Below are 11,281 nucleotides of genomic sequence, written 5' to 3'. Positions count from 1 at the left end.
TGTGGGGGCTGCCGCACCCGTGGCGCCTGCCGTGCCTGCGGCACCCCTGGCGCCTGCCGTGCCCGCTGCATCCCTGGTGCCCGGCGGATCCGCCCCGTCCAGCGCACCCGGCGCAGGTGGCGTGTCGGTCGTACCGGCCGTGCGGAGCGGTCCGGCGTGCAGCGGTCCGGCCGTCCCCGGGGAGGCGGACACCCCGCCCCCGCACGTCCCGGCCGGAGGCATCCCGTACGCGCCTCGGCCCGCCCAACTGCCGCCCAGGCCCGCGCACTTCACCGGGCGTCACGACGTCCTGGACGCCCTGCGCCGGACGCTGACAGCCGACCCTCCCGACGCGGACGGCGCGCACGGCGCTTCCGCCTTCCCCTCCCTCCCGCTCCCGCTGGCCGTCGTCAGCGGGATGGCCGGGGTCGGCAAGAGCGCCCTCGCCCTGCATGTCGCGCACGGCCTGCGGGACCGCTTCCCCGACGGCCAGCTGTACATCAACCTGCACGGCGCCACCCCGGGCATGACCCCGCTCACCCCCGCCCAGGCGCTGGCCGCACTGCTGCGCGACCTCGGTGCCGACCTCCGCCACATCCCCGAACACCAGGACGCGGCCACCGCGTTGCTGCGCTCCCTGCTCGCGCCGACGCGCACGCTGATGGTGCTGGACGACGCCGCGCACGCCGCGCAGATACGTCCGCTGCTGCCGGCCGGCCCCGGCTGCGCGGTGATCGTCACCAGCCGTTCCCCGCTGGCCGCGCTCGACGGCGCCCGCCGCTTCCCGCTCGGCCCGCTCTCCGACCAGGACAGCGCAGCGCTGCTGCGCACGGTCTCCGGCCGCGACGGCCTCGACGCGGGCCATCCGCTCGTCGAGCTCACCGGCCGGCTCCCGCTGGCCCTGCGCGTCGTGGCCGCCCGGCTGGCCGCCCGCCGTGCCCTCACCCCGGACGTGCTCGCCGGTCAACTGGCCGCCACGGGACGGTTGCACCATCTGGAGTACGACGATCTGAGCGTCCGCCGCTCCCTGGCCGTCGCGCACGACGCGCTGGCCGCCTCCGAGCGCGAGACCGACCGGGACGCGGCCCGCGCACTGCGCCGCATCGGCGCGCTCGATCTGCCCGTGTACGGCGCGCCCCTGCTCGCCCGGCTCCTCGGCACCGACGAACGCCGGGCCGAGGCCGCCCTCGACCGCCTCGTCGACGTGGCACTCCTGGAGGAGACGGCGTACGGCCGCTACGCCCCCCACGACCTGGTGCGCGACTTCGCCCGCGAACTGGCCGACACGGAGCCCGGCCCGCGCGCCGAGGACGAACCCGCCCCCGCCGTCCTCGCCCTGCGCTGGTACGCCGCCGTCGCCGACCGGGTCCTCACCGCGATCGTGGAGCCCGGCTACGAGCAGGACGACCGCCGGTGCCCGACCGCCTCCCAGCCGCCCGGTCACCCGGCCCACGACGTACCGCCCTTCGAGGGCCCCGAGGAGGCCTTCGCCTGGGGCGACCTGGAGCTGGAGAACATCGTCACGCTCGTCCGGCGCCACCCGGCGGACACGGCGGAGGCCGTCACCGCCGCCCATGTCTCCACCCTCCTGCGGCTCCTGTTCCCCTACGTCCAGCGCAGCGGGCGATGCGCCGAGATGGAGGTGCTGGGGCGGGCCGCGCTCGCCGCCGCGCGCCGGCTCGGGGACGAGGCGGCCGAGGCCCACGCGCTGGGCGATCTCGCCGCCCTGCACTTCCTGACCGGCCGCCAGAAGGACGCGCTGGCCCTCAACGACCGCGCGCTGGCCCTCTGGCGTCGGCTGGAGCGGCTCTCCCGGATCCGGCGCTGCCTCAACAACCGGGGTCTGCTGCTCGAAGGGCTCGGCCGGTACGAGGAGTCCGGTGCGGCCCTGCGGCAGAGCCTGGAGTACTCGCGGCAGCTGAACGACCCGTACGGCGAGGCCGTCACCCACAGCCACCTGGGCAACCTGTACGAGCACACCGACCCCCGGGCCGCGATCGAGCAGCACCGGCGCTCCCTCGCCCTCGGCGACGAGCTCGGCGCCGTCATCGTGCAGCACTCGGCGCACTGCAACATCGGCTACGCCCATCTGACCCTGGGCGAACCGGCCGCCGCCCTGCCGCACTTCGAGGAGAGCCGACGCATCCGCGGCGGCCACGGCGACTGGCACGGCGAGTCCCAGACCCGGCTCGGGCTGGTGCGCACCCTGCGGCTGCTGGGGCGCGGCGGACCCGCCGCCCGCGAGTGCGCCGAGCTGTTGCGCCGCGCGGACGCCCGCGCCGACCGCTACACAGGCGGGCTCGCCCGGCACCAGCTCGGCCTGCTGCTCCGGGAGCGGGGACGTGTCGAGGAGGCGTACGAGGAGTGGCGCGCCGCCCTCGCGGCACTGGACGGGACGGACGAGAAGGCGGTCGTGGCGGAACTCGTGGCGCTGCTCGCCGGACCCCGCTGAATCAGCCGTCCTCCTCGCGGCCGAAGAACGCCCTGCCCGGCCGTCCGCCGGTCCGCGGCCCGCGGCCGTTCACTTCGCGTCGGCATAGCACCGCACCACCGCCGTCGTGAACGGGAACCGCACCGGGGTCTCCCCGAAGGTCAGCCGTCCCGCGAGGTCCGACGCCTCCCGGATCGCGGCCACGACCGCGTCGGCCTCGTGCGCCGGGCAGTGCACGATCACCTCGTCGTGCTGGAAGAAGACCAGTTCGGCCGCCATGCCGGCACAGGTCCGCCGCAGCGCGGCGAGCAGCAGCAGGGCCCAGTCGGCCGCGCTGCCCTGGACGACGAAGTTGCGGGCGAAGCGGCCGCGGGCGCGGGCGTCGGTGGAGGCGTATCCGGGCATCCAGCCCTGCTCGGCGGGCTGTCCGGCCGGCTCCTCCTGCGGCATCCCCGCTTCCTCCGCTCCCTCGTCGCCCGCCCCGGCCGCGGGCGGACAGGTGCGCCCCAGCCAGGTCCGCACCAGCCGGCCCTCCTGGCCGGCCTGCGCCGCGTCGTCGACGTACGCCACCGCTCTGGGGAAGCGGCGTCTGAGGGCGGCGAGGTTCTTCAGGCCGTCACCGGAGGTCTGGCCGTAGACCGCGCCGAGCACGGCGAGTTTGGCCTGGGCCCGGTCGCCGGAGAAGGCACGGTCGGAGACGGACTGGTACAGGTCGTCCTCCCGGGCGGCCACCTCCATCAGACCGGGGTCACGGGAGATCGCGGCGAGCACACGCGGTTCCATCTGGTCGGCGTCCGCGACGACGAACCGCCAGCCGGGATCGGCGACGACGGCACGCCGGATGACCTTGGGGATCTGCAGGGCGCCACCGCCGTTGGTCACCCAGCGCCCGGTGACCGTCCCGCCCGCGAGGAACTCCGGCCGGAACCGCCCGTCACGCACCCAGTCCTGGAGCCAGGACCAGCCGTGCGCGACCCAGATGCGGTACAGCTTCTTGTACTCGATCAGCGGCTTCACCGCCGGGTGGTCGAGGGACTCGATCTCCCATCGCCGGGTCGATCCGACCTTGATGCCGGCCTGGGCGAAGGCCTTGACGACGTCGGCGGGCAGATCGGGCCGCACCCGGCGGCCGAACGCCACCGACACCTCCTCGGCGAGCTCGGCCAGGCGCCGGGGCTCACCGCCGCCGGTGTACCGCTCGCCGAGCAGTTCGCGCAGGACCTCGCGGTGCACGTCCGCGCTCCACGGCAGTCCCGCGCGGTTCATCTCGGCCGCCACCAGCATCCCCGCCGACTCCGCGGACGTCAGCAGCCGCAGCCGGTCGGGGTGGGCGGACCGGTCGTGCCGCCGCTGCTGCTCGGCGTAGACCTCGACGAGGTCCGTCAGCGGCAGCCGGGTGCCCTGCGGTTCGAACAGCGGGGGCTGCGCGCCGGGCTCCGCGGACCGCTGACGCGGATCGGGCGGCACCGGACCGCCGCGCAGCCGGGCGAGGGCGGCGGCCGCCGACCGGGGTTCGCCGTAACGGCCCTCGTGGCCGAGGAGGAGGGTCTCGGCGTCCTCGATGTCGTAGCACCGTTCGACCCGCACCCCCGTGGCGAGCAGTCGCGGGTGGACCTCGGCGGTGGCGCGCCACACCCAGCGGAAGACCTCCGGTCTGCGGCGTACGGCCTCGGCGAGGTCCGGCTCCCACGCCACCGGCGCGGCGGGCAGCCCGTCCGGACCGAGGGGGGCGATCTCCACGCCACCGTCCTCGGTCGGGGCGAGCGCCCACCGGTCGGCCATGCACCGAGTCTCGCAGCAGCCTCTGACAATGGCCCTGAACTGCGATTTCCCGGTCCCCAGGTGTCTCGGTCCGCAGGGCTACCCCTTCTCCTCCCGCTCCCCGTCCCGGTCCTCCGCCTGCTCCTGCTCCTGCGCCTGTTCATGGTCCAGCCGCATCGTCTCCAGCAGGTCCACGACGAACGCCTCGGACCGGGCCTTGTCGATGCCGAGCCCGCTCAGCACGCCCTCGCCGTTCTCGAACTCCAGCAGGGCGAGCAGGATGTGCTCGGTGCCGACGTAGTTGTGGCCGAGGCGGAGTGCCTCGCGGAAGGTGAGCTCCAGTGCCTTCTTGGCGGCGGGGCCGTACGGGATCAGCTCCGGCACCTCTTCGGCGGCCGGCGGGAGCGCGGCCGTCGCGGCCTCGCGGACCGCGTCCAGGGAGACGTCCTGCGCGATGATCGCCCGCGCGCCGAGCCCCTCGGGCTCGGCGAGCAGACCGAGGACGAGGTGTTCGGGCAGCCCCTCGGCGCCGCCCGCGGCCTTGGCCTCGTTGTGGGAGGCCATGACCACGTTGCGGGCGCGCGGGGTGTACCGGTTGAAGCCCTGGCTGGGGTCGAGGTCGATCGACTCCTTCGGCACGAACCGCTTCTGTGCCGCCTGCCGGGTGACGCCCATGCTCTTGCCGATGTCCGTCCAGGAGGCCCCCGAGCGGCGCGCCTGGTCCACGAAGTGGCCGATCAGATGGTCGGCCACCTCGCCCAGGTACTCGCCGGCGAGCACCGCGTCCTGGAGCTGTTCGAGGGGCTCCGCGTGGACCTTCTTGATCGCGGAGATGAGGTCGTCGAGACGTACGGATGACGTGGTGGTCGGTTGCTTCGACATGTGTCAACCTTAGGTTGACACGGTAGAGTCGTCAACTTGTGGTTGACAGTTGAGGGCGGGTTGTCCGGGAGGGGCCTCCGAAAGGGGTCTCCGGAAAGGGGTCTCCGGAAAGGGGCCTTCGGAAAGGGGCTACCGGGGAGAGGCGGCCGGTCGCACCGCCGGCGCCGTGAAGACCGTCCCGCTGAACACGTCGAGCCCGCGTGCCACCCGGCGGCTGCGGCGCAGCAGCGCGGACAGCTTCCCGGACAGCGGCCCGACCGGGCCGTCCACCACGAAGCCCATCGTCACGATGGTCGGTCCGAGCAGCAGGAGCTGCTCCGGCACGTGTCCCAGCTCCGGATCGACGAACTGGGGGAGGAGGGCGATGTCGAACAGGATCACCTTGGGATTGAGCAGATTGGTGACGGCGCCCTGCCGGAAGGCGCGCCGCAGTACTGGCCCGCCCGGCGCACCCTCCGCGCCCGGCGCCGACCGGTCCCGGAACGCCTTCACGGCCAGATGCGACAGATAGCCCGCGCCCGCCCGGCGCGGCACGTGGTACAGCGCCGGCAGCGCCGCGAACAGCGCCGACGGGCCGAGCGCCGCGGCCACCGGGTGCACGAGCGTGGCGCAGGCGACCCCGCAGGCCGCCATCACCCCGGCCGTGGGCCCGCCCCGCCCGCCCATCGCGACGATGGACATCATGCCGGGACCGGGGGAGACGCGGAGCGCGAAAGCGGTGACGAGGAACGTCGCGTACAGGGATGTGTCCACCATGACGGCCATGCTGGAATCCGCGCGGAGCCCCGGACGAGGGGGTTTCGGGGGCTGGGACACCGGCGGCTTCGACGTTCCGGGACCTCGTGGCACGATCGACGGGTGAGCCGTACGACCAGCACCGTCGAGCGCGCCTTCGAGGCCGCCCTCTACGACGCCACCGACACCGCCCTCGACGCCGGCGCCTCGCTGCTCGCGTCCGACCCGGCGGCCGACGCCGAACTCGACGCCCGCGGCAGGGAGTTCGTGGCCACGGCCTGGCGGCGCGGCTGGCAGCCCGCCGACCTCGTCCGTCAGGTGCGGCGCGAGCTGGACGACGTACACCTGCGCCTGTGCGTGGCGCTGATCCGGGCGCAGGTGCCCGCGGACGGTCCGCGCGGTCCCCGCTGGGCGGCGCAGCTCGACGAGCTGGCCGCGATCGGCGCGCCGTCCGGGGCCGACCGTTTCTCGCGGGCCGGCGCGGTCCTGGAGCTGTACCGACTGCTGCTGCGGCTGCCCACGCTGGAACCGCTGGCGCAGCCCGTGCGACGGCAGCCCGGGACCGGGTCCGACACCCGGATGCTCGGCCGGATCCGCGCGCTGCTGGCCAAGGCGGAGGCGACCGGGTTCCCGGAGGAGGCGGAGGCACTGAGCGCCAAGGCGCAGGAGCTCATGGCCCGGCACAGTGTGGACGAGGCGCTGCTGGCCGCCCGCGCGCCGGCCCCCGACGCCCCGGGCGCCTGCCGGATCGGGGTCGAGCCGCCGTACGAGCAGGCCAAGGCGGTGCTGCTGGACGCGGTCGCCGGCGCGAACCACTGCCGGGCGGTGTGGAACGAACCCCTCGGGTTCTCCACGGTCGTCGGCTTCGAGGCCGACCTGACGGCGGTCGAACTGCTGTACACCTCGCTGCTCGTGCAGGCCACGACGGCGATGACCCGGGCGGAGGCGGCCCAGCGCGCGGGCGGCCGCAAGCGGACCAAGACCTTCCGGCAGTCGTTCCTCGCCGCGTACGCCCATCGCATCGGCAGCCGTCTGACGGCTGCGGCGAAGACGCAGGTGACGGACGACCTGCTGCCCGTCCTCGCCTCCCGCGAGGTCGCGGTCTCCTCGGCCACGGACCGCATGTTCCCGCAGACGGTGACGACCCGGCTGCGCGGGGTGAGCGACGAGGCGGGCTGGACCGAGGGCGTGGAGGCGGCCGACCGGGCCCGGATGGGCTCCCGGCCCCGGCTGCCCTGACACGGCGGCGGCCCCCGGCCCGCCGCCGTGTCAGGCTGTCGTCCTGCCGTCGGCCCGCCGCAGTCGTCGTCAGTCGCCGGACTGCTGGAAGGCGCTCACCGAGACGTCCGGCTTGTCCGTGCCGTCCTTCAGCGCGACATCGCCGTACGTCCAGTCGATGCTGTGGGTGGCGGCGGCGTCGTCACCGGGCAGGCGGGACTTCATGACCTCGGCCGGGAAGCTCTTGGCGTCGCCCGCCTCGCCCCGCACGTAGGTGAGGGTGAAGGAGACCGTCGCGCCCTTGGCGAGGGTCAGCTTCTGCGCCTGAGCGGCCTCGTCGTGCGGGACGGTGGCGGTGGTGCTGTCGTACCCGAGAGTGACGGTCGGGAAGCCGTTCAGGGTGCACTCGGAGCCGGTGTTGGTCACGTTGACGGAGACGTTGCCGGTGTCCCCGGTGGCCGGAGCGGCGTTGACGGGGCCGATCTCCATGTCGACGTCGCCGAACGCGCACACGCCGCCGGAGGCGCCGCCGCCACCGGCGGTCTTCTCGTCACTCTTGTCGCCGCCGCTGTCGCACGCGGTGAGCAGGAGTGCCGCGGCGAGGGCGGTGACGGTGATGGGCAAGGCGCGCATGAGTTCCCCTGAGGTCGTGTCGGTGCCCCTGGATCATCACGCATGGACCGGGTGCCCCGTCGCGCGACCCCGTTTTTCTCAGGACCCGAGGTTCGCCGTGGGCAGGCCCGAGGGCAGTTGCCCGCCCTCCGACCTGGTGTAGGTCTCCTTGCCGAGATCTCCCTGCCAGGTGACCTTCAGCGTCGTCCTGTTGACGGAGTCGACCATCCCCGTGGCCCGCTTCCCGCTGCCGTCCGTGCACTTGAGGTGGATCATCTGCATCCCGGCCTCCTCGCCGGCGGTGCCGCTGCACACATTGCCGCCGGTGGCGAAGAGGCCCGCCTGCTTGCCGGTGACGACCAGGGCCACGGCCTGGCCGTCGGTCGTGGCGAGCCAGCTCCCCTCCAGGGAGCCGGCGGCCGCGGTCGCCTTGCCGGTACCCCCGGTGTCCGCGGTCGCCGTGGCCGTCGGGCTCGTCGAGGACGCTTCCGTGGAACCGCCACCGCCACCGCCGCTGCACGCGCTCAGCGCGAGCACCCCCGTGAGCCCTGCGCCCAGGGCGGTGAGCCGCACCCGCCGGCGGGAGGCCACGCGTGCCGCACCGCGCGAAGGCCGCGAGAAGGTCGCCGAAGTCACTGGAAACTCCCAAGCAGTAAGCCGGCCGGCCCACGGACCGGGAGGACCGCAGCAAGCTACCAGGGCGGCCCGCCGCGACCCGAGGGGGCGGCATGGGTGAACCGCGGGCGGTACGGGGAAGCCGCGGGCGGGGCCGCGCCGTGGTCGAGGCTTCCGGACGCGCCTTTTCGGCCTCCGCCGTGGCGCGGAACCCTCGCCTCCGTGGCCGAAACCGTGGGACCCCGGCGCCCGGAGGACGGTGTTCCACGGCATGTCGCCGACGCGCCGCCCGGAACAGCACCGCCTGTCGCCGTACCGCCGCCGGACCCGCCAGACGGAGCGGAACCGGGGCCTGTGTCCAGAAGTGTCCGCGCCTCGGGCGCCCGTGGCTCCGGCGAAGAGCGGACTCCGGCGCCGCGCCGGATCCGATGCCCTGTCCCGCACCGGGGGAGGACTCCCCGGTCGTCCGCGGGGACCAGTGGTTCTGGCCGTCGCGCGCCCGGGCCTGGCGTCGAGTCCGCGCGGTCCCGGTGTCGTAGGACCGGAACGTCGCGACTACGCCAGGGAACGGACGCCGTCCGTCCGCGGGACCGATGCCGATCCGTCATCCTGCCCATCGGACGATCATGTGGAGGGTGGAACACAGGGGTCCCGCCGCGCGTCTGTTCGTAGTGCACGTGCGAATGCGCCGCCGGCTTCGGGGCACATGCCGTAACGGCTTCGGTAAAGGGGTCGTCAAAGCTGTAATCGCGGGAACACCCCGCGTGCACGTGCATCTGCCCATGCATCTGCACGTGAACAGGGTTATGATCCAGGGCAGTTGACTACTGCATCAATTGGCCACACCAGCCAGTGCACCACCTGGGAGCGACCTGTGGACCACGATGTTGACGGGGGGTACGACGTGTACAACGGCATGGCGGCCACGCAGTTGCACGGGGTGGCCTGGCAGAAGAGCCGACACAGCAACTCGCAGGGCTCCTGCGTGGAGTTCGCCCGGCTGCCGGGCGGTGATGTGGCGGTGCGGAACTCACGGTTCCCGGACGGCCCCGCTCTCGTCTACACGCGGGCCGAGATCGAGGCGATGCTGCTCGGCATCAAGGACGGCGAGTTCGACCATCTGATCGCCGGCTGACGGGTCGGGTCGGGCCGGGAGCCGACGGGGCCGCGCGCCCCTTCGCGACACTCATGGCGTACGTGAAGCCCGTAACGCCCATATCGTACGTAACGCGCGTAGAACCGCGGCGCCAGGAAGCGCCGCGGTTCGTTATTCCGCCGGGGGCGGCAGATGGAACAGTGCCCAGACCACCTTGCCGTCGAGCGTGCCCGCCAGCGGGTGCCAGCCCCAGCCGTCGCTGAAGGAGTCCACCAGGAACAGGCCGCGGCCCGACTCCGCCGAGAAGTCGTCCGCCGGACGGGTCGCGGGGCTCTCGTGGCTGGGGTCGCGCACCGCGCACACCAGTCGCTCGGTCCAGCGCATCAGATGCAGCCGCACGGGCGGATGCTGTTCCGCGTCGCAGCCGGTGCCGTTCGGCAGGGCGTGGCGCAGCGCGTTGGTGACCAGTTCGGAGACGACCAGACAGATGTCGTCGAAGCGTTCGTCTATCGCCCACTGGTCGAGGGTCCTGCGCGTGAAGCGTCTGGCCTCGCGCACGGCCTCGTAACGGGCGGGCAGAGCGCAGGAGGCGGCGCCGGACACGGCCGCGGGGTCCAGCGGCGGAAGGCCCTGCCGTAACGGCTCGAGCATGGTCGATCCATTCGTCCCCATGCGAGGCACTCCCGGGAATTCGCGGTCGTTGCGATGCAGCGGTGGCGCGGGACCATGGTTTCGGATGCGAACAGCAGATGCAAGGGCAGATGCACGTGCACGTGACCGAATTGGACCCGCCCGTACCGCTTCTTGGCCATTTTTTCCGCCATCTTCTCGGCCCTCACCCGCCACCCCCTCGTCCTCTGCTCGCTCCTTCCTGTGCACATGAGTTGCCTTATTTCCATCTCTGTAATCGGGCGAGTACTGCTCGGAGTGATTTAGTGGCAGACTTCGGCGCCTAAGGATGTTGGGGAGGCTGGCGAACGTGAGCGCGGGAGAGCCAGGATCGGTGGTGCGGCGCATGCTGCTCGGCTCGCAACTCAGGCGGCTGCGCGAGTCGCGCGGGATCACCCGTGAGGCGGCGGGCTACTCCATCCGCGCTTCCGAGTCCAAGATCAGCCGGATGGAGCTGGGCCGGGTGAGCTTCAAGACGCGGGACGTCGAGGACCTGCTGACGCTGTACGGCATCACGGACGAGGCGGAGCGCGCCTCGCTCGTCGCCCTCGCCCGGGAGGCCAACGTCGCCGGCTGGTGGCACAGCTACTCGGACGTGCTGCCCAGCTGGTTCCCCACCTATGTGGGCCTGGAGGGCGCCGCGTCCGCGATCCGTGCCTACGAGGTGCAGTTCGTGCACGGCCTGCTCCAGACCGAGGCGTACGCCCGCGCGGTCGTGCGGCGCGGCATGAAGGGCGCGAGCGAGGCCGACGTCGAACGGCGCGTGACGCTGCGTCTGGAGCGGCAGAAGTACCTCTTCGCCGAGAACGCCCCCGACTTCCGCATCGTCCTGGACGAGGCCGCCCTGCGCCGCCCCTACGGCGACCGCAAGGTCATGCGCGACCAGCTCCAGCACCTCATCGAGATCTCCGAGCGGCCCAACGTACGGCTGCAGATCATGCCGTTCGGCTTCGGCGGGCACTCCGGCGAGTCCGGCGCCTTCACGATCCTCAGCTTCCCCGAGTCCGATCTGTCGGACGTCGTCTATCTGGAGCAGCTGACCAGCGCGCTGTACCTGGACAAGCGCGAGGACGTCGCCCAGTACGAGCACGCGCTCGAGGAACTCCAGCAGGACAGCCCCGGCCCCGGGGAGAGCCGCGACCTGCTGCGCGGGCTGCTCCAGCTCTCCTGACCGCGACCGCGGCGCCGCCCCCGAGGGAAATCCCTCGGTTTTCCTGTGGATATCAAGGGGGTTGGCCGATGAGCACCTTCAACTCCCGTATGACGCAAGTACGATGACGTGT

General features: G+C 73.0%; 10 protein-coding genes. 4 read left to right on the top strand and 6 right to left on the bottom strand.

Going from position 1 to position 11,281, the window contains the following annotated elements; all coding sequences use genetic code 11:
* Nucleotides 1-2,431 (top strand): tetratricopeptide repeat protein (locus ACWC24_RS25935; RefSeq protein ID WP_450665268.1); only part of this gene is annotated, 2,431 nt, incomplete at its 5' end.
* A gap of 69 nt (nt 2,432-2,500) precedes the next feature.
* Here the strand turns inward: ACWC24_RS25935 and ACWC24_RS25930 are convergent.
* From ACWC24_RS25930 to ACWC24_RS25920, 3 genes are all read right to left on the bottom strand, one after another.
* Nucleotides 2,501-4,192 carry a bifunctional 3'-5' exonuclease/DNA polymerase gene (locus ACWC24_RS25930; protein WP_450665267.1) on the bottom strand — a complete coding sequence of 564 codons (1,692 nt, stop codon included), beginning with the start codon at nt 4,190-4,192 and terminating at the stop codon, nt 2,501-2,503.
* Between the two features lie 78 nt (nt 4,193-4,270).
* Entirely contained in the window at nt 4,271-5,053 is a 783-nt protein-coding gene (locus tag ACWC24_RS25925) for a Clp protease N-terminal domain-containing protein (RefSeq protein WP_450665266.1), read from the bottom strand.
* Between the two features lie 129 nt (nt 5,054-5,182).
* The gene (locus tag ACWC24_RS25920) at nt 5,183-5,809 is read right to left on the bottom strand and encodes a LysE family translocator (protein WP_450665265.1); all 627 of its coding nucleotides are present in this window, start codon (nt 5,807-5,809) and stop codon (nt 5,183-5,185) included.
* A 102-nt stretch (nt 5,810-5,911) separates the two neighbouring features.
* On the opposite strand from ACWC24_RS25920, the gene ACWC24_RS25915 reads away from it, so the two are divergent.
* Nucleotides 5,912-7,027, top strand: coding sequence for a DUF2786 domain-containing protein (locus ACWC24_RS25915; RefSeq protein WP_450665264.1), 1,116 nt, complete (start codon nt 5,912-5,914; stop codon nt 7,025-7,027).
* A 69-nt stretch (nt 7,028-7,096) separates the two neighbouring features.
* Here the strand turns inward: ACWC24_RS25915 and ACWC24_RS25910 are convergent, their stop codons facing one another.
* Both ACWC24_RS25910 and ACWC24_RS25905 read right to left on the bottom strand, forming a co-directional pair.
* Complete coding sequence (locus ACWC24_RS25910; protein WP_450665263.1) at nt 7,097-7,639, bottom strand: DUF4232 domain-containing protein; 543 nt, start codon at nt 7,637-7,639, stop codon at nt 7,097-7,099.
* Nucleotides 7,640-7,717: 78 nt separating this feature from the next.
* Nucleotides 7,718-8,209 carry a hypothetical protein gene (locus ACWC24_RS25905; protein WP_450665262.1) on the bottom strand — a complete coding sequence of 164 codons (492 nt, stop codon included), beginning with the start codon at nt 8,207-8,209 and terminating at the stop codon, nt 7,718-7,720.
* 898 nt (nt 8,210-9,107) lie between these two features.
* On the opposite strand from ACWC24_RS25905, the gene ACWC24_RS25900 reads away from it, so the two are divergent.
* Nucleotides 9,108-9,368 carry a DUF397 domain-containing protein gene (locus tag ACWC24_RS25900; protein ID WP_351619530.1) on the top strand — a complete coding sequence of 87 codons (261 nt, stop codon included), beginning with the start codon at nt 9,108-9,110 and terminating at the stop codon, nt 9,366-9,368.
* A 132-nt stretch (nt 9,369-9,500) separates the two neighbouring features.
* On the opposite strand, the gene ACWC24_RS25895 is transcribed toward ACWC24_RS25900, so the two are convergent.
* Entirely contained in the window at nt 9,501-10,001 is a 501-nt protein-coding gene (locus ACWC24_RS25895; protein WP_450665261.1) for an ATP-binding protein, read from the bottom strand.
* Between the two features lie 343 nt (nt 10,002-10,344).
* Between ACWC24_RS25895 and ACWC24_RS25890 the strand changes: the two genes are divergently transcribed.
* Entirely contained in the window at nt 10,345-11,169 is an 825-nt protein-coding gene (locus ACWC24_RS25890; RefSeq protein ID WP_450665325.1) for a helix-turn-helix domain-containing protein, read from the top strand.
* Nucleotides 11,170-11,281: the final 112 nt, after the last annotated feature.

The organism is Streptomyces sp. NPDC001443, from assembly GCF_053597355.1.
The sequence above is the reverse complement of the archived record's forward strand: the minus strand, read 5'-3'. Positions and strand labels throughout refer to the sequence as shown.

Coding starts and splice junctions, on each gene's coding strand:
- ACWC24_RS25930 (WP_450665267.1), bottom strand. CDS start 4,192: ATGGCCGACCGGTGGGCGCTCGCCCCGACCGAGGACGGTGGCGTGGAG.
- ACWC24_RS25925 (WP_450665266.1), bottom strand. CDS start 5,053: ATGTCGAAGCAACCGACCACCACGTCATCCGTACGTCTCGACGACCTC.
- ACWC24_RS25920 (WP_450665265.1), bottom strand. CDS start 5,809: ATGGTGGACACATCCCTGTACGCGACGTTCCTCGTCACCGCTTTCGCG.
- ACWC24_RS25910 (WP_450665263.1), bottom strand. CDS start 7,639: ATGCGCGCCTTGCCCATCACCGTCACCGCCCTCGCCGCGGCACTCCTG.
- ACWC24_RS25895 (WP_450665261.1), bottom strand. CDS start 10,001: ATGGGGACGAATGGATCGACCATGCTCGAGCCGTTACGGCAGGGCCTT.
- ACWC24_RS25890 (WP_450665325.1), top strand. CDS start 10,345: ATGCTGCTCGGCTCGCAACTCAGGCGGCTGCGCGAGTCGCGCGGGATC.